The 18,406-nt window shown below is 57.1% G+C and carries 17 protein-coding genes; 13 read left to right on the top strand and 4 right to left on the bottom strand.

The genetic code is table 11. The features are described 5' to 3' along the window. Nucleotides 1-126: 126 nt before the first annotated feature. On the bottom strand, nucleotides 127-1,605 hold the full coding sequence (locus AC2FJW_RS15190; protein WP_496750535.1) for a pyridoxal phosphate-dependent decarboxylase family protein: 1,479 nt from the start codon (nucleotides 1,603-1,605) through the stop codon (nucleotides 127-129). Beyond that, entirely contained in the window at nucleotides 1,605-2,651 is a 1,047-nt protein-coding gene (locus AC2FJW_RS15185; RefSeq protein WP_496750533.1) for a PLP-dependent cysteine synthase family protein, read from the bottom strand. The genes AC2FJW_RS15190 and AC2FJW_RS15185 overlap by 1 nt, the downstream gene beginning before the upstream one ends. Nucleotides 2,652-2,782: 131 nt before the next feature. Between AC2FJW_RS15185 and AC2FJW_RS15180 the strand changes: the two genes are divergently transcribed. Beyond that, the gene (locus AC2FJW_RS15180) at nucleotides 2,783-4,318 is read left to right on the top strand and encodes a winged helix-turn-helix domain-containing protein (protein WP_496750532.1); all 1,536 of its coding nucleotides are present in this window, start codon (nucleotides 2,783-2,785) and stop codon (nucleotides 4,316-4,318) included. 233 nt (nucleotides 4,319-4,551) lie between these two features. Here AC2FJW_RS15180 and AC2FJW_RS15175 read toward each other — a convergent pair whose 3' ends face one another. Further along, entirely contained in the window at nucleotides 4,552-5,262 is a 711-nt protein-coding gene (locus tag AC2FJW_RS15175) for a DUF599 domain-containing protein (RefSeq protein WP_496750530.1), read from the bottom strand. Between the two features lie 82 nt (nucleotides 5,263-5,344). Between AC2FJW_RS15175 and AC2FJW_RS15170 the strand changes: the two genes are divergently transcribed. From AC2FJW_RS15170 to AC2FJW_RS15145, 6 genes are all read left to right on the top strand, one after another. Further along, nucleotides 5,345-6,799 carry an FAD-linked oxidase C-terminal domain-containing protein gene (locus AC2FJW_RS15170; RefSeq protein WP_496750528.1) on the top strand — a complete coding sequence of 485 codons (1,455 nt, stop codon included), beginning with the start codon at nucleotides 5,345-5,347 and terminating at the stop codon, nucleotides 6,797-6,799. A 14-nt stretch (nucleotides 6,800-6,813) separates the two neighbouring features. Further along, nucleotides 6,814-7,914: an FAD-binding protein gene (locus AC2FJW_RS15165; RefSeq protein ID WP_496750526.1), complete on the top strand. Its 1,101-nt coding sequence runs from the start codon at nucleotides 6,814-6,816 to the stop codon at nucleotides 7,912-7,914. 4 nt (nucleotides 7,915-7,918) lie between these two features. Then, entirely contained in the window at nucleotides 7,919-9,241 is a 1,323-nt protein-coding gene (gene glcF, locus AC2FJW_RS15160; protein WP_496750524.1) for a glycolate oxidase subunit GlcF, read from the top strand. Between the two features lie 116 nt (nucleotides 9,242-9,357). Further along, nucleotides 9,358-10,149: a trypsin-like serine peptidase gene (locus tag AC2FJW_RS15155; protein ID WP_281973552.1), complete on the top strand. Its 792-nt coding sequence runs from the start codon at nucleotides 9,358-9,360 to the stop codon at nucleotides 10,147-10,149. A 38-nt stretch (nucleotides 10,150-10,187) separates the two neighbouring features. Beyond that, nucleotides 10,188-10,961 (top strand): trypsin-like serine peptidase, encoded by a 774-nt coding sequence (locus tag AC2FJW_RS15150; RefSeq protein ID WP_496750522.1) that lies wholly within the window; start codon nucleotides 10,188-10,190, stop codon nucleotides 10,959-10,961. Nucleotides 10,962-11,083: 122 nt separating this feature from the next. Further along, on the top strand, nucleotides 11,084-11,551 hold the full coding sequence (locus tag AC2FJW_RS15145; RefSeq protein WP_496750520.1) for an Hsp20 family protein: 468 nt from the start codon (nucleotides 11,084-11,086) through the stop codon (nucleotides 11,549-11,551). Nucleotides 11,552-11,673: 122 nt separating this feature from the next. Here the strand turns inward: AC2FJW_RS15145 and AC2FJW_RS15140 are convergent, their stop codons facing one another. Further along, a complete protein-coding gene (locus AC2FJW_RS15140; RefSeq protein ID WP_496750518.1) occupies nucleotides 11,674-13,149 on the bottom strand; it encodes an NAD-dependent succinate-semialdehyde dehydrogenase in 1,476 nt (491 codons plus the stop codon). A gap of 258 nt (nucleotides 13,150-13,407) precedes the next feature. On the opposite strand from AC2FJW_RS15140, the gene AC2FJW_RS15135 reads away from it, so the two are divergent. The 6 genes from AC2FJW_RS15135 to AC2FJW_RS15110 are packed head-to-tail and all read left to right on the top strand — an operon-like array spanning nucleotide 13,408 to nucleotide 18,388. Then, a complete protein-coding gene (locus AC2FJW_RS15135) occupies nucleotides 13,408-14,487 on the top strand; it encodes a coiled-coil domain-containing protein (protein WP_271950875.1) in 1,080 nt (359 codons plus the stop codon). Nucleotides 14,488-14,489: 2 nt separating this feature from the next. Continuing rightward, nucleotides 14,490-14,687, top strand: a complete 198-nt coding sequence (locus AC2FJW_RS15130) for a hypothetical protein (protein WP_496750516.1) — start codon at nucleotides 14,490-14,492, stop codon at nucleotides 14,685-14,687. Further along, a complete protein-coding gene (locus AC2FJW_RS15125) occupies nucleotides 14,680-14,952 on the top strand; it encodes a hypothetical protein (protein ID WP_282022195.1) in 273 nt (90 codons plus the stop codon). Before AC2FJW_RS15130 ends, AC2FJW_RS15125 begins: the two co-directional genes overlap by 8 nt. Continuing rightward, entirely contained in the window at nucleotides 14,945-16,069 is a 1,125-nt protein-coding gene (locus AC2FJW_RS15120) for a hypothetical protein (protein ID WP_282022194.1), read from the top strand. Before AC2FJW_RS15125 ends, AC2FJW_RS15120 begins: the two co-directional genes overlap by 8 nt. Nucleotides 16,070-16,091: 22 nt before the next feature. After that, a complete protein-coding gene (locus AC2FJW_RS15115; RefSeq protein WP_496750515.1) occupies nucleotides 16,092-18,023 on the top strand; it encodes an AAA family ATPase in 1,932 nt (643 codons plus the stop codon). Further along, nucleotides 18,020-18,388 carry a hypothetical protein gene (locus tag AC2FJW_RS15110; protein WP_496697341.1) on the top strand — a complete coding sequence of 123 codons (369 nt, stop codon included), beginning with the start codon at nucleotides 18,020-18,022 and terminating at the stop codon, nucleotides 18,386-18,388. Before AC2FJW_RS15115 ends, AC2FJW_RS15110 begins: the two co-directional genes overlap by 4 nt. Nucleotides 18,389-18,406 lie beyond the last annotated feature (18 nt).

The following is an 18,406-nucleotide window of genomic DNA, read 5'->3' as shown; positions in this document are numbered from 1 at the left end:
AGCAAACCGACATCCTAGTGCTGCCAGACCGTCAACAGCACGTGGGCAACTTCTATGCAACCAGTTGCAATCACTATGGTATCAGAGCATCACATGAAACGTATTTTGCTCGCACAACCAATACCTTCAGTATGGTTCGTTATCGAGCAAGGTCGATCTGCATGTCGGGATCAATTCCTCTATTTGCTCCACAAGTATGTCAAGATCACTCAGTTGCGTTCGGTGATTGGAAATGGCGCAGCGCAGCGCATAGGTCGACCCAACTCTCGTGTCAGAGAGCGCCGCAACCCCATCTTCCTGCAGTCGCAGCATGACTTCTCGGTTGAGGGCTTCGAGATTGGATTCCGTCAAATTGGGCAGGCAAACGCGAAAGCACACGATGTCCAACATAGGATCGGCCAATAGTTCGATATCCTTTGCCACTCGGATGCGATCCGCCAGATACTCTGCTTGGTTGATGTTCTGGTCGATCAGCCGACCAAATTTTTCGACACCATGTTCCTTCAGGCTCATCCAAACCTTAAGCGCCCGGAACCCGCGCGATGTCTGAATGCCAAAATCATGTAGCCAATCGGCAGCGGCCACGCCGCGTGGTTCCTTCTCCAAATATGACTGGCTAAGCGCGAAAGTATCAACATGTTGCGATTTGTCTTTGACCACGCAACAGCCAACTTCAAACGGTGCATGCAGCCATTTATGTGGATCCAGCGCAACAGAGTCAGCTTTGTCCAAACCTTTTAGTTTATCTCCGTTTTTAGGAGCGATAGCGGCTAGCGCTCCGATGCAACCGTCCACGTGAAGCCAGAGACCTTCGCGCCGGGACACATCTGCGAGTGCGGGCAAATCGTCAATTGCGCCGGTGTTGATAGTTCCAGCTGTTGCGATAATGGCGACTGGCTGGATGCCATGCGCGCGGTCTTCGGCAATCTGTGCACGCAAGGCTGTAACGTCGATCGTATAGTCTGATCGGGATGGCAGGCACCGCAGGGAATTTGATCCAAGGCCCAGCACTTCCATTGCAGTCAGATGGCAGCCATGAACCTGATCGGACGCATAAAACGCTAGCCTAGCACCGCCGACCCCATGTTCCCTGATGGTTTGCTGGCCGAGCGCTGTGTTGCGCGCAACCGTGAGGCCTATCAGGTTGGCTACGGAGCCACCACTGGTCAAGGTTCCACTAGCACCAGCCGGGAACCCGACCATGGTCTTGAGCCAGTCCACCACTTGCTGGTCCATAAGAGCTGCGGCGTGATTTCCGCCGCCGAGGTTTGACCCCAGAATGGCAGCTATAAAGTCGCCGAGAGCGCCGGTAAAATTGCTGGCACCCATATACCACATCCAAAACCTGGGATGGATGTTACCCATTGGATAGGGCAGCAAGTTGGTTTTCATCTCTTCAAAGACTGTATCAAGTGGCATTCCCGATCTCGGTAGCGCTTCTTTGTATGTCGTGCGCACACTGTCTGGCATGTTTTGCCAAACAGGAGATTCGCGCACATTGGAAAGCCGAGACACAGCTTCATCCACCATGCGGTACGCCGTGGCACGCATGGCTTCCCAGTCTTCCGGGTCGAGTGTTTCTTCCTGATGCAGCATTCTGTCCATTACTCGGCCGCCATTTGCGCACTTGGTGTGGACAGGGAAATCGCGCGTTCCTCGTCGGTCATCTCGGCCTCGATGTCGTCAAACAAAGGCGTCGAAAGATAGCGTTCAGCCGTATCTGGCAACATCGCCAAAATAACGGATCCTTCAGGGGCGGTCTTAGCAACTTGCAGTGCTGCCAGAACCGTGCCGCCACCTGACACCCCCGTCAGAATGCCCTCCTTCTGGGCAAGCTGCAGTGCCATATTGATCGCGCCAGGACCGGCGACAGGCATCAGTTCGTCAAATGATCCATTGTCCAAAGCTTCTTGCAACACAGCCGGGATAAAGTCAGGTGACCAACCTTGAAACGGGTGTGGTTGCCAAGCCGAATGACCGGCGACAGGGCTGCCATCAGAATTGCGATCCTGCGCAATCCCACTTCCTACGAGTCCGGCATTCTCGGGTTCGGTCAGAATAATCCGGGTATCGGGTGACTCGCGACGCAGCACGCGCGCGACTCCGGTCAATGTGCCTCCTGTGCCAAATCCCGTTACAAAATGCGTCAGCCGCTTATCCTTGAAATCTGCGATAATTTCAGGACCTGTTGTCATTTCATGAACTTTTGCATTCGCGCCCGTTTCAAATTGACGGGCCAGAAACCAACCGTTGGCCTCGGCCAGCTCCACCGCCTTGTTGTACATTCCCATCGCCTTTTCGGCCCGCGGTGTCAGCACCACTTTCGCCCCCAACACCCGCATGAGGCGCCTCCGCTCGACGGAAAAACTGTCCGCCATTACGATCACCAATGGATAGCCCTTTGCAGCACACACCATCGCCAGACCAATCCCGGTGTTGCCGCTGGTTGCCTCAACAACCGTTTGGCCTGGTTTTAGCGCCCCGCTTTTCTCGGCCTCTTCGATAATGCTAAGCGCTAGCCTGTCTTTGACAGATGCTGCGGGGTTGAAAAATTCGGCTTTGACAAAAAGCTCTACGTGATCTGGTGCCAGATTGTTGATCCGGACTACCGGCGTTTGTCCGATTGTTTCGTTGATATTTGCGTAAATCACTTTCCTGGCCCCTCTTTGAATGGATGATATTCTGCATTAATGTACTGACTTTGCCCGATGGTTCGCGCACAAGCTTGCAGACAGCTTGTAGAAATGGTGTAGAATTCCGCGACTTCTGATAGATTTCTTGCATGAAATTCTGTTTTGGCAATTTTGAGCTGGACCACGCTGCCGCTGAATTGCGGTATTCGGACGGTCAAGGCGTTCACCTTGAACGGCAAGTTTTCCTGTTGCTGAGCTTATTGGTCCAAAACGGCTCGCGCGTGACGACATTGGACGAAATTGTCACCAAAATCTGGAATGGCGCACCAATTTCAGACGCCGCTATTGCAAGCCGTATCCGATCTGCCCGTGCCGCTTTGGGGGATGACGGGAAAACGCAAAGCATCATCCGCACGATCCGGGGACAGGGCTTTCGGTTCGAATTGCCGGTGACCAAAAAGGTCGACGCAAACCTCGCAGAGACGCTGATCATCAATGAAGGGGTCGCTCCATCCATTGCCGTGTTGCCGTTTCAGGCCTTTGGAGAAACAGATCAGGCTAGGGTGATCGCTCCGGCCCTTGCACATGAATTGATTGTGTCGTTGTCGCTGACAAAGTGGGTGACGGTCATTGCGCGCGCCTCAAGTTTCCAACTCGGTAGCGTTGCAAACACGCAAAGTGTGCGCGAGCAGTTAGATGTAAGATATGTGCTGTCGGGTAGCGTCGAGATTAACGGACCAAATCTGACCGTGTCTCCGGTGCTTGCTGCTGCGGATTCCGGACAAGTGATCTGGGCTGATCGCTACACTGGCCTGATTGATGACATTTTTTCTATCAAGGCCGATGTCACCAATTCTGTAGTAGCAGCGGTCGAACTCCATGTTCCGCGCCACCAGGCCGCCGAGGCCCGACGGCAGGATATTGAATCCCTCGACGCCTGGAGCTTTTTCCACCTTGGACTAAACCACATTTATCGGTTCACCCAAGAAGACAACGCTTTGTCTGCCAGATATTTCAAAGAAGCTCTTGCCCGTGCGCCCAATTTTGCACGTGCCCATGCCGGGCTTTCTTTCGTTTCTTTCCAGAGGGCGTTTACCGGTTTCGGCGCCGATCGCGGTGTTGCCGCTCAGGATGCCTTATCTGCTGCTGAACGGGCAATGGAACAGGCCCCCGATGACCCGTTTTCCAATTTTGTGCTTGGGCGTAGCTATTGGATTCAGCAAGATTTGGATACCGCGGTGCATTACTTGCAACAGGCTGTTTCGCTAAATCCAAATTATGCGCAGGGTCACTACTCGCTCGGTCTAGTGCAAGCGTTGAACGGCGTCAGTGATAACATTGACCAACGTGCAGATCTGGCGACGCGCCTCAGCCCGCTAGACCCGTTGCTCTATGGAATGCACGGCATGAAAGCATGGGCACGGATCAACAGTTGCCAATGGGAAGAGGCCGCGCATTGGGGGGATCTGTCTGCACGCACACCCGGCGCGCATTTCCTCATCGATATGTTAGCGGCTATGGCCCATCAGGCGAATGGAAACATAGAAGACGGCCGTAGATTTGCTGATTGCGCCCGCAAGCGTCGCCCGGACGCGTCACTAGATCATTTTTTCGCGGCCTTCCCCCTTCCTAAGGGTGAGGCAAGAAACACAACACGTGCAGCGCTCACAGCGTTAGGATTCTAGGATTACGTCAGAAATCAGCGCCGTGATTGGTTTTGGTGGGCGACCAAAAAGTAATGAGCGCCGTTACCAACGATAAGTAATCATTGGATTGAGGCGCAGCAATCGGCATTTTGGGCTCAAATCGGCAATTCATTGTGCGTTGATCAAAAAGTTCGTTTCGACCCACACGAAAACCAGCTCGTAACAAGGAAGAACTAAAGGCGGCGCAGTAACGCCACAGCCATGGCATTAGATCACGACGGCGTATTGTCTGCCTGTGCCAGTAGGATCGCGCGGGATTGCGAGGCGAATTCGCGTCGGTAAAGCAGGCCTGCAGTGATAACTGTGCCGACGATCAACGCGAGTGGCCCCAGAAACCATGCAAGCAAGGCCAGTGCGAAATAGGTAGAGCGCAGCCCGCGGTTAAAGCTGCGGGCGGCGGTGACGCAGATTTCGGCCGATTGCGTGGCGCGGGTATAGGCGATGGGATCTTCGGGCTCATTCGGGACCGCGGCCATCAGTACCGCGCAATAGCCGAACAGACGATGCGCCCAGACATATTTCAGAAAGGCATTGGCCAGCAGCAGGACGACGGCGAGTATCTTGATCTCCCACACCAGGGCTGGAAAGCTGCCGATGGCCAGATCACTGGCGACACCGGCCAGACGCTCGGTATTGCCCAGCAGGGCCAGGCCACCACCGATGGCAATCATCGTGGTCGAGGCAAAGAAGGTACTGCCTTGCCGCATCGTGGCCACGACCTGCGCGTCAAACATCCTTGGCTGGCGTGTGACCATCTCGCGCATCCAGTCGCGGCGATACTCATCCATCATCAAGGCCACTGACCGCTTCTTTGGCGACGGGTTTTCGATCATCCACCCAAGGCACAGCCAGGCCCCCATCATCAGCGTTATGGCGGCAAAATCCAAAGGGGCAAACAGAGCGGCGCGGTCAATCCAGGTCATGGCCGTGACAGTACTTCCGGAAGTCGGAACTTGCCATACTGACAAATTGGTAATATTATTTTACCAAACCAAGGAGCCTGCCATGGAAATGCCAAAGCCAAGCCCTGATGTCTTGCGTCGCAAAGATGCGGTGGTGGCGCGCCTGTCGGGGGTTCTGCCGGACGACGCGATCATTCATGACCCGGCCGAGACACGCGCCTATGAATGCGATGCTTTGACCGCCTATAGATGCCCGCCGATGCTGGCGGTTTTGCCTTCGACCACGCAGCAGGTCTCGGATATCTTGCGCATTTGCCATGACGAAGGCGTGCCGGTGGTGCCGCGCGGTGCAGGTACGTCGCTGGCCGGGGGGGCGCTGCCAACAGCTGATTGCGTCATACTGGGCGTGGCCCGGATGAACGACGTGCTGGAGGTTGATTATGACAACCGATTCATCAAGGTCCAGACCGGGCGCACCAACCTGAGCGTCACCGGCGCGGTCGAGGAAGAGGATTTCTTTTATGCCCCCGATCCGTCGTCGCAACTGGCTTGTGCGATTGCGGGCAATATCGCGATGAATTCCGGCGGGGCGCATTGCCTGAAATACGGGGTGACCACGAACAACCTGCTGGGTGTGACCCTGGTGATGATGGATGGCAGCGTCGTCGAAATCGGTGGCGCGAATCTGGACGCGGCGGGTCTTGACCTGCTGGGGGTGATCTGCGGGTCCGAAGGGCAACTGGGCGTTGTCACCGAAGCGACCCTGCGCATCCTGCGCAAGCCCGAAGGCGCACGGCCCGTCCTGATGGGGTTTGATGACAATGAAATCGCAGGCCAATGCGTTTCGGACATCATCAAGTCCGGTATCTTGCCTGTTGCGATTGAGTTCATGGATCGCCTGTGCATTCAGGCCTGCGAAAACTTTGCACATGCCGGGTATCCGGAATGCGAAGCATTGTTGATTGTCGAGGTCGAAGGCTCGGAGGCCGAGATCGACAGCCAGCTGGCCAAGATTGTCGAGATTGCAAAACGCCACGATCCGGTCGAGCTGCGCGAGAGCCAGTCGGCGGATGAAAGCGCCCGGATCTGGTTGGGCCGCAAATCGGCCTTTGGCGCCATGGGGCAGATGAACGACTATATGTGCCTGGATGGGACCATCCCGGTATCGGCGCTGCCCGCTGTATTGCGCCGGATTGGTGAGCTGAGCGATGAGTTCGGCCTGCCGGTTGGAAATGTATTCCATGCCGGCGACGGGAACATGCACCCTTTGATCCTGTTTGATGCCAACAAACCCGGCGACCTCGAAAAATGTGAGGCGTTCGGGGCGGAAATCCTGAAACTTTGTGTGGATGAGGGCGGTTGCCTGACCGGTGAGCACGGTGTGGGAATTGAAAAGCGCGATCTGATGCATCATCAATATGCCCCTGCCGATCTTGAGGCGCAGATGGCGGTTAAGGATGTGTTCGATCCAGGATGGTTGCTGAACCCCGCCAAAGTGTTCCCGCTGGATGCCTCCGAATCCCGTCGCGACCCGCAAATGGCTGCAAATAGGCTCTAACAAAGAGAAATATGATGAAACCCACGTCAGAAACTGAACTGGCCCAGATGGTGGCTGGACTTACAGGCGCCGTGCGTATCACCGGCGGCGGCACTCGTGGCGTTGAGGGTCCCGGCCAAGTGATTGAAACCGGCGGGATGACAGGCATCACACTGTATGAACCCGGTGCCTTGACGCTGGTTGCACAGGCCGGAACACCGCTAGCCGAGGTTGAGGCCGCATTAGACGCCGAGGGCCAGCAACTGGCCTTTGAGCCGATGGACCATCGCAGCCTGTTGGGCACACAAGGCGAACCGACCATCGGCGGTGTGGTTGCTGCTAACATCTCGGGGCCGCGCCGCATTCAGGCAGGCGCATGTCGCGATTTCTTGCTGGGGGTGCGATATGTCGATGGCACCGGGCAGGTGATCAAAAATGGCGGGCGGGTGATGAAGAATGTCACTGGCTATGATCTGGTCAAGCTGATGTGTGGGTCCTGGGGAACGTTGGGCGTGCTGACCGAAGTATCGCTGAAAGTCCTGCCCAAGCCAGAACACACAGCAACGCTGTCAGTGACCGTATCTAATGCAGAAGCAGCGATAAAAACGCTGTCCGCAGCGCTTAGATCTCCGTTCGAGGTCACTGGCGCAGCTTATGACCCGGAAGGCGAAAAGGCCTTAATTAGAGTCGAAGGTTTTGCCGATTCCGTCGCTTACAGAACCGAGAGGCTGACATCCGAACTGTCTGGGTTCGGCCAGATCGCAAATGTCGATGAACCGGCAACACTGTGGACGGCGATCCGCGATGTTCACGCGTTCCGGGGCAAGGCTGGCGATGTGTGGCGTCTGTCTGTCACGCCCGGTGACGCCCCGATGATCGCGGCGCGGGCCGAGGCTGAACAGGTGCTCTACGACTGGGGCGGGGGTCTGATCTGGCTGCGTCTTCCTGCGGGAACCGATTTGCGGGCGCGTCTTGGCACTTTTTCTGGTCATGCAACCCTTGTGCGCGGCGATGCGGAAATGGTCGAGCGGCTGGGCCGGTTCCAGCCTGAGAGTGTAGCTACACAGGCTCTAATAAAAGGCATTCGGGCGAGATTTGATCCCCGAGGGCTGTTTAACCCGGGGCTGATGGGGTAGGGTAATGCAGACAGATTTCACCGAAAAACAGTTGCAGGATCCGGCGATCCAGCGATCGAACCAGATCCTGCGCAGCTGTGTTCATTGCGGCTTTTGTACTGCCACCTGCCCGACTTATCAGGTGCTGGGGGATGAGCTCGACAGCCCGCGCGGACGGATCTACCTGATCAAGGACATGCTTGAGAATGAGCGTGTCCCGGATGAGAAAACCGTCAAACATATCGACCGCTGCCTGTCCTGTTTGGCCTGCATGACCACCTGTCCGTCGGGCGTTCACTATATGCACCTGGTCGATCACGCGCGCGAGTATATCGAGCAAAACTACAAACGCCCACTGACCGATCGCCTTCTGCGTTGGGTTCTGGCGCAGATTCTGCCCTATCCGACGCGGTTTCGCTGGGCCCTGATCGGGGCCAAGCTGGGCCGTCCCTTTCGGTTTCTGATGCCGGATGCGCGGCTGCGGGCGATGCTGGAGATGGCACCAAAACATATCCCTCCGGTCAGCCGCAACGATGACCCGCAACGCTTTGCCCCTAAAGGAGCGCCGAAAAAGCGCGTGGCACTGATGACAGGCTGCGCCCAAAAGGCGCTGAACACGGATATCAACGATGCCACGATTCGCCTGCTGACCCGGCTGGGCTGCGAAGTCGTTGTGGCCAAAGGCGCGGGATGCTGTGGTGCGCTGACCCATCACATGGGCAAGGTGGCTGACAGCCACAAAGCGGCGGCGGCCAATATACAGGCCTGGACCAATGAGATCGATGGCCAGGGGCTGGATGCCGTCGTCATCAACACCTCGGGTTGTGGTACGACCGTCAAGGATTACGGGCACATGTTCCGAAACGAGGCTTTGGCGGCAGATGCCGCGCGGGTCTCGGAGATTGCCATGGATATCAGCGAATTGCTGGTGCAGCTGGACCTGCCCGGAGGCCAGCACAAGGGCATGACCGTCGCCTATCATGCCGCTTGTTCTTTGCAGCATGGGCAAAAGATCAAAAACCATCCCAAAGACCTGCTGAAGAACGCGGGTTTCACCGTGTTAGAGCCTTCAGACAGCCATCTGTGCTGTGGCAGCGCCGGGACCTATAACCTGATGCAGCCCGAAATCTCGGGTCAGTTAAAGCAACGCAAGGTTCGGACGCTTGAGGCTAAGAACCCCGATGTTATCGCTGCAGGCAATATTGGTTGCATGATGCAGATCGGTTCGGCCACGCAGATACCTATTTTGCATACGGTCGAGCTGTTGGATTGGTCCACCGGCGGGCCATTGCCGCGTGCGATGCAGCAGGGTCATGAGGTGGGAACGGCCGTTCCGATCCTGCGTTAGCTACCTGATGCAGGGCTGCATCAGATAGAACGGGAAACGTGCCATACTGTCGATGCCCTATTTTCGCCGTACCTGACAGCTATGAACATATGCCGAAAGCAACGCCGGAGAACCGCTTGAGAAACTGGATCAAGGCTTTGGCGCTGGCACTCATACCGATGGCTGCAACGGCGCAGGATAGCGGGCTGAAAAGTCTGGACACCACCGATGCCGGGCGGGCCTGGATGGCTGTCGGGCGCTTGAATATTGACGGCGAAGCATTCTGCACCGCGACGCTGATTGCGCAGAACCAGGTGCTGACGGCAGCGCATTGTCTTTATGATAAGGCCACAGGCCAACGTATTGACCTGTCTAAGGTCGAGTTTCTTGCCGCCTGGCGTCTGGGTCGGGCATCAGCCTATCGTGCGGCGCGCAGGGCGGTGATTCACCCCGATTACTTTTACGACGACGAAACCCCGACCAACCGGATCGGTAGCGATATTGCGCTGATCGAGCTATGGCAGCCAATCCGCAGTACCTCGGTCATTCCATTTGATACCGGCGATCGGCCCGTTCGCGGACAGGAAGTTGGGGTTGTGTCCTATGCGAAGGACCGCGCCGAGGCGCCATCATTGCAGGAGGTCTGCTCGGTCGTGACCGGCGTTTCCGAGGTTCTTGTCCTGTCCTGTGATGTCGAGTTTGGATCCTCCGGCGCCCCGGTATTTGCGTTCGAGGGCGAAAGACCACGGATCGTCTCGGTCGTGGCGGCCAAGGCGGAATTCAATGGCGAGCCTGTGGCCATAGGTACCGCAGTCGAGGTTTCGCTGCCTTTGCTGCGGAGTGAACTGTCCGCCGGGCGCGGATTCAGCGGCTCGGAAACCGGCGATTCGGCAAGCCGTCATATTGGCGCCAGGTTCGTCCGGCCATGATGCGATTTTGGGCAAGCCTGTTTTTATGCCTGGCTATGATGACAACGATGTCCCAGGCGCAAAGTGCAAAACGCAAACTCACCGACCGCGATGACCTATATGGCTGGGAGGCCGTCGGCCGCCTGGATATCGGCGCCGAGGGGTTTTGTACGGGTACGTTGATCGCACAGGATCTGGTACTGACCGCGGCCCATTGCGCCTTGGACAAAAGAACCGGTCAACCCTATGGGCCGGGGCAGGTAACCTTTCGGGCAGGGCTAAGCGACGGAACTGCGTTGGCAGATCGCAAGGTGGTGCAGATCGCGGCACATCCGGATTACACACGTTTCGCTCAACTGTCGCCCGATGCCGTGCGCGTTGATGTCGCGTTGATGCGGCTGGATCAACCGATCCCCTATTCCGTGGCCGATCCCTTTGCGTTGCATAACGGGCGCGTGGCGGGGGATGAGGTCAGTCTTGCATCGTATGGTCGGGGCCGATCGAATGCGATTACGCGGGAACGGTCCTGTAAAATCCTGCAGCGCTTTCAGGGCCTGATCACATTCAACTGCGACATTACCTTTGGGTCCTCGGGTTCGGCCCTGTTGGCGCGAAAAGGTCCGCGCTGGCAAATACTTTCAGTAGTCTCTGCAGTTGGTACGGATGGTCGGCAGAAAGTGGGATTCGGTATGGAATTGCAGGAAATTGTGGCCGATCTGAAGGCGACTCTGCGCCGGGATGCCCCTAAACCAAAGGCGACAATAAAGCGATTGCAGGTGGGATCAGGCAAGTCGGATACCGGTGCGAAATTCATCAGCTCCGGAGGGGGTTGAACTCGGCCAGAACGTTTCCCATGTCAAATGTATCGGGTCGCCGCAAACGGGGCCTGAGATAATCGAACGCCCGTCCGATCGGAGGGCATTACGTTCATCGCTCAAACATGAGGATACGACATATGCGTACATTTGACTTTGCACCGCTGCACCGCGCCACCGTAGGTTTTGACCAGATCGCTGACATGATGGATCGCGTTCTGACCAATGATGTGGCTCAACCCAGCTATCCGCCCTACAACATCGAAAAAACCGATGCCGACACCTATCGTATCTCGGTTGCTGTTGCCGGTTTTTCCGAGGCCGATCTTTCGGTCGAAGTGAAAGAGAATTCGTTGGTCGTCGCCGGTAAGAAAACTGCGGAAGACAAAGATCGCAGCTATCTGCACCGCGGTATCGCCACCCGCGCGTTCGAGCGCCGTTTTGCCCTTGCCGACCACGTTCGTGTCACCGGTGCCAGCCATGAGAACGGCATGCTGAATATCGATCTCAAGCGCGAAGTGCCCGAAGCCCTGAAAGCCCGCCGGATCGAGATTTCGTCCAGCAAGGCCATCGAAAAGGATGTGGTTGACGCCAAAGCCGTAAACTGAGGCAGTCAGTCACCACGCCGCGGTAATCGTTCCTCTCTGGATTACCGCACCATGCGCCCCGCGTTCCTCCAGACGCGGGGCGTTGCCTTTACGGCCAGCTGTACAGCGAAGGTTTGGGCGGATCAGACCGACAGGCAGATGTATTTCATCTCCAGATAGTCTTCCATGCCATGATGGCTGCCTTCGCGGCCCAAGCCGGATTGTTTGACGCCGCCGAACGGGCCTAACTCGGTTGAGATGATGCCTGTATTCACGCCAACGATCCCGTATTCCAGCGCCTCGGCCACTTTGTAAACGCGGCTGAGATCTTTGGCATAGAAATACGAGGCCAGACCAAAGATCGTATCATTGGCCATGGCGATCACGTCGTCTTCATCCTCGAACTTGAACAGCGGTGCCAGCGGGCCAAAGGTTTCGTCCTGCGCCACTAGCATGTCCTGCGTCACACCGGTGACAATGGTCGGCTCAAAGAAGGTGCCGCCCAGATCGTGCGGCAGGCCACCGGTCAGGATCGCGCCGCCTTTGCCGGTTACGTCTTTGATGTGTTCTTGCACCTTGGCAACGGCGTCATCATTGATCAGCGGTCCGGTGGTGATGCCTTCGTTCAGGCCGTCGCCGACGTTCAGAGCCTCGACCGCGGCCTTCAACTTGGCAGCAAACGCGTCATAGACACCGGCCTGCACATAGATGCGGTTGGCGCAGACACAGGTCTGGCCGTTATTGCGGAACTTGCACATCATCGCGCCTTCGACGGCGGCATCCAGATCGGCATCGTCAAACACGATGAACGGCGCGTTGCCGCCCAGCTCCATCGAGCATTTCATCACTTGTTCCGAGGCCTGCCGCAGCAGGATGCGCCCCACCTCGGTCGAGCCGGTAAAGGTCAGCTTGCGCACGCCGGGGTTCTCGCAGAACTCCTTGCCGATCTCGCTGGCGCGGGATGAGGGCACGACGTTGAATACACCAGCCGGAATGCCCGCCTGTTCGGCCAATGCGCCCAGAACCAGCGCGGACAAGGGAGTCTCGGCGGCAGGGCGGGCGACAAAGGCACACCCGGCGGCCAGCGCTGGCCCGGCCTTACGGGTGATCATCGCGTTGGGAAAGTTCCACGGCGTGATCGAGGCCGCAACGCCGATGGGCTGTTTCAGCACCATGATGCGTTTGTCGCGCTGATGACCTGGAATAGTCTCGCCATAGATGCGCTTGGCCTCTTCGCCGAAAAACTCGATGAACGAGGCACCATAGCCGATCTCACCCACGGCTTCGGCCAGCGGCTTGCCCTGTTCGGCGGTCAGAATCTTGCCCAGATCCTCGGCGTTTTCCATCATCAGATCGTACCAGCGGCGCAGGATCACGGCGCGTTCCTTGCCGGTCAGCTTGGCCCATTCCTTTTGCGCGGCCTCAGCCTGAGCGATGGCACCTGCAACCTGTGCACGGCTCAGATCGGCGACCTCGGCGATCACATCGCCCCGCGCTGGGTTGGTGACGGAAAACGTCCCATTGTCACCATCGACCCACTGGCCGCCGATATAGGCCTTGGTCACCAGCAGATCGGGGTTTTTCAGAATGGATTTCAGGTCGGTCGTAGTATCCAGCATGGGTCGGACTCCGGCAGAAAAGGGTTTGCGCGCACCCAAACAGGTGGCGTCGCATTTGTCTATGTCCACTCGGCGGGCAGGATCAATCCAGATTTGATCAAATTCATCGTTGCAGAGCGCAGATATCTCGCCTGCGTGGCCTATCTTTTTCGATACGAAATTGTAAAAGTCTCGGTGATTTGAGGGCTCAAGGGGATGTAAATAAACATAACATTCCCTATCTTATTGGGTAAATAAAGAAAACAGGGGACAGCAGAGATGTCGAACCAGCAATTCGAAGCGTTGATTGAAGAAACACAGACGAAAGTGCGCGAAAGCCAGTCGCAGATCCAAGGGCTGACCTCGCGGATTGAGGCGGCGCGGGCCAAGATCGGTACGGCCGAGGCGGATATCGATATCGAAAACGCCACTTTGGAAGATGTGCACGCCCATACCGAAGTCATGAACGCCAATATCGCCGAGCTGATCATGGGTCTGGATGACGTCACCAGCGCATTCTCTAAGGATTTTGACGAGATGCGCTCAAAATCCGGGTGGGAGACGTTTGTTGGCATCTTCTCGAAGGGTAAATCTGAATCGATGCGGCAGGAGCGGATGCGCACCGCCAGTATCGACGACAAGCTGCAGGACCTGATCGCCAAATCCGACGTGATCGTGAAACTGCTGGAAGGGCAGCTGTCGGTGCTGGAAGAGCAGCGCGTGAAGGTTGAAAACAACCTGACCGGTACATTGGACGACCGCGAGGCGACCGTGGCCGAGCTGGAGGCACTGCGCGCTGAAATTCAGGGCATGGATCCGACGATCATCACGCTGGAGAACAAGATCAGCGTCGAACAGGACGCCGCCGCGCGCACCCAGCTTGAGACCGAACTGGCTGAGCTGAACAAGCAATACAACGCCAAGGTTCAGGAAGAGCAGGTCAAGCTGGCCAAATCCCAAACGCTGGAGCGCTATATCGAAAAGGGCAAGACTTGGGTCGATTCCCTGCAGAACCAGGCGGCGACGCAGATGGTGCTAATCAACAAGCTGCAGACAGACACCCAACAGCGCGTGGTGCTGTATGACGCCCTGACCAAATCGCTGAAAACCGCGCAGCAGCAGGACGTGGCCCACCGCATCAACGAGATCGGCGTGCAGACCGACCAAGAGGCGCAAACCGCCATGGCCTCGATCGGCACCGCGACCAACCAGAAAATGGCCGACATGCTCGAGGCGCATGAGGACCACATGGTCTTTGCCCGCGACGTGCTGGAGAAAAAGGCCAAGGCGGATGAACGCTTTGCCCGCCGGTTTGCGTCGATTGTCGAGAAGCATGATAAGAATTTGTATGGGGGTTGATCTTGGAACTGCTGGAGTTTTTTACATTTCTGGTGGCTCCAGAGAACTGGTTTTGGTGGATCGTTCTCGGCAGTTTCTGGCTTGTGTTCTCAGTGATGTACGCCGTTCTAGGCGGACCGTTTGGATGGGTGGTCGTCGTTCTTGTGGTCGCCAGCCTTTCTCATTCGGCTCATCGTTTGTGGAACGGAACCGTTGACTGAACAAATTCAACAAAGACCCAAGGTCGTCGGCTTCAGAATACTCTGGTTCGGTATAGCGATGATTTTTTGGCCTATTTTGGCGGCGTTTTTGTCCGGGCTTTTGTTTGCACAGGGCAGCTTTGGAATGTTCATAGCTCGTGTATCCTACCATTTGGCGTTTTTGCTGGGCACTCCCAGTATGCTGGCGGGCGTCGTGGCCGTAATGTGGGCTCTCGTTCTATTAAGAAAACAGAAGCGTCAATCGCAGGCAAACGTGAATGAGTGACCTTAACCCCACCCAAGACCACGTCGGCCTGACCGACACGTTCGCCTCGCGTCGCTATTTCCGCAAATTCGAGGTGATCACCGTTCACCTCCTGCGCGTGGCCGCGACGATGGAGGCTGAGGGCGCGATTTCCAAACAAGAGGTGCGCATTGTGTCGCGCTATCTCTCGGGGCTGCTCTATACCTTCCGTGCGCTCAGCATGAAATACCTGCTGGTCGGGCGCGATACGGGGCGGTTCTTTGGCAGCCTCGCCATGGACAAGCGCGACAGCGGGTTTCCGGTGGCGGCTGAGTTGCTGACCATGGCCAATGACGCGCAGCAGGCGCAGGTGCATCTTGCGAATATGCCGTCCGAGGATGAGCTGAAAACCGACATGGTGCGCACCATTATCAGCGACCGGGAAATCCCGACCAAGCTGCAATTCGCGCTGTCCCAAAGGCTCTATTACGAGGAATTGCTGAAGGGTGAGCTTTTCTGGGCCCGTAACGATCCCGAATGTCACTGGATTGGCAATGAGGGCGAGCGGCGCAGGTTCCTGATCCACTGGGCCGTGTACGACAGCCAGATCAACCTGCCGGTCATCTACCTGATGGAGTTGGAGGATTCGGGGCGCACGGCCCTGCCCAAAGATCAACGCCGCTGGCCCGAAGTGCAGGCGCATCTGATGGCGCAATCCTTGGGTGGGTTGAAACTGGTGACCATTGCCAAAGGCTTTGATCAGGATTTCGACGACCTGCATCCCAAACACCTGCGCCGCATTCATGTGGGGCCAATGTATTCCTCGGCCTTTACCGAGCAATCCGGCCCGCTGCGGCAGGTGCTGGAGGATGCGAAATCCCCTGCGGGTCAGGATTGGGCCTTGGCCTGGACCACTGAAGCGCTGCGAAGCGAGGATGTGATTCAGGAACGCTCGGGCTGGTTCGGGACCGTAGACCGCGAGGTCTTTGCGCTGGACCCATTCGGCGGGCAGGGGGCCGAGACGGGGGCGACGCAAACCGAGCGCTCGATCATTCTGCCCCAGCGCCCGTTCCAGGTACTGGCCGAGCGCAACCCGCCGGGTTTTGCCGACGTGCGCAAGTTCGTCGTCAGCAAGACCGGGCAGGTGTTGAGATATTGAAGACAGTAAAGGCGATTTTGAGATGAGTTTGACGTCAGACCAGATGGAATTGCGCGAAGACGATATTCGCAAGCACTACACCGCGGCCACCGCCTTGCTGAACGGGTTCGAGCACGCGCCGCGGATTGCCAAAGCGGTTGAGGCCGCGGTTGAGAGGTCGCCGGGCGTCTCCACAGGTCGGCGGTTTCGGTCCACCACGCCAGGTTTGGTGACACGGCGGACCGTGCGGGCCGACGGGGTGCATCTGGTGGAACGGATCGAGGCGTCAGATGACGGCGATACGCTGGTTTCACCCCCGCAGGCCACCACACAACAGGCCATTCGCCGCGCGATCGCCATCGCTCTGGCGGTGTCTGAAGCCTATGCCGAACAGACCCCGCTGGCTGATCTCAAACGCGCCAATCTGGCCGGAGACCTGCCTGCAGCGCGAAAAACTGAGTTTTCGGAACTGCTGACGGCCGAGGCGCTGATCACCTCGCACAGTTTCGGCAATGCACTGGCCTATTTGATGTCCTCACATCTGGGCGAGACCACAGTTGATGTCGGGGAAATCGAAGAAGTTCTGACCGACAATGGCCAGCTCGCCCTGCACGGCGCGCTGTGGGAGCTGGACCAAACCCTCGCCAAACACGCGCCCGATGATGCGCATTTGATCGCGGCCACCAGCGCCTATGCCGAGCAGCTGATGGACAAGGCCGCCCTGCGCGCGCAATCCGCAGGACACCTGGCCCCGTTCCAGAACGCCGCCTGGCATATTGAGGCCGACGATCTGACCATTCGGGGTTTTGAGCCGGCGTCAAAAGCGAAATCCACCACCCTCACCATGACGTTCAAAAAACCGAACGAGGTGGTTGGCAACCATATCGCCAAATATCAGGCGATGAAGCTGGCCAAGATGGTGATGGCCTATGATTTCGACCGCCGCCTGAACCCGTTTGCCGAGCTTGGCGGGTTCATCTTTACCTTCATGGGTGACGGCAAACCGGGCACTGGTAAAACCACCCTGATCCAGATGATGGCCGGGCTGATCAACGATTACTGCCAGAACGCGGGCTACCCGTTCCGCTATCAGAACCTGAGCACCGACAATATCGACAGCTATCAGGGCAAATCCGGCCAGAACGCCAAGGCCTTTATCAACACGATCATCGACCCCTCGGTCATCGGTTTTGGCACCATCGACGACATCGACCAGCTGGCGGGCAAACGCGGCGACCGGCAGTCGTCAGCCGGGCAGCTGGAAATCACCGCCGTGCTGATGGAGAGCTTTGCGGGCGCCAATACCGTTGTGCGCGGCAACTGCACCTTTGGCATGTTCTCGAACTACCCCGAGAATGTGGACGACGCCCTGCGTCAGCGGGCCGGCGCGCGGTTCCTGGTGGACGGGCCGCAAACGCGTGAGGACTACATCGACATCCTGCACCTGCTGATGGGCCGCAACCACGACATCCCGCTGGGCGAGCACGAAGCCTATGCCGCGCAGGAAATCAAAAAGGCCGTCGCCGCCAGTTTCGAAAGCCATTCCCGCCCGCATGAGGATGCTCTGCTGCAGGTCTATGACCGGGTTCAGGGACAGATCGGCCAGATGGATACGATTGCCAAGATGGGGGCGTATCTGAAGGCGATCCAACAGGCGGACGAGCGCTTTACCGGCCGCGCGATCAAGAACATCACCGACGCGGTCAAGGTCCGCGCGATGGACTTTGAGTTGCCCGACGAATGGATGGAAAACCCCGACCTGTTCCTGTTCCGCGACTACGACGCCAAGAAAGCCATGATCGAGGACCTGCGCCAGCCGATCACCGTCGAGATGGTGATCCAAGAGATCAACCGCTACGCCGACAGCGAGTTCCGCTATGCCGATAAGAGCGACGAGGTCGCCATCGAAAACGCCGTCCGCGAGATGGGCCGGATGGAAGAGGCCAAGCGGCGGTATCTGGAGGGGAAGGTGTGAGCTTTTGGAGCTTTTTCTTACCCTACTTCGTTGCTTTATTAGTACTTTCTCTATTGAGCTATATTTGCGTGTCTCTCTTTTGGCTCAAGCCGCTCGAAAGACTACATATTCTTTTGGCATTGGTAGTCGATGTCGTGATCACGATCTCGCTAATGTCTGTATTGACGGTTATCGCTCTTCTTTATGCAACGGGTTTCGCTGTCTCGGAAACTTGTGGCGACCCCCTCACAAGCGGCTTACCTTGTCCGATTCTGGAAAAATTCGGTTGGTCCGTTTGGGCGATACTTATTTGGATTCCAGTGACTTTTTTTGGTTTGGTACGAAGGCTTAAAGTGGCTTTCGTTGAAAACAGCGCTGCATCATGATGGATTTCTATCTGTCAT

It is taken from the genome of Ruegeria sp. CDSA020, from assembly GCF_059612345.1.
This window is presented reverse-complemented; position numbering and strand designations above follow the sequence as displayed.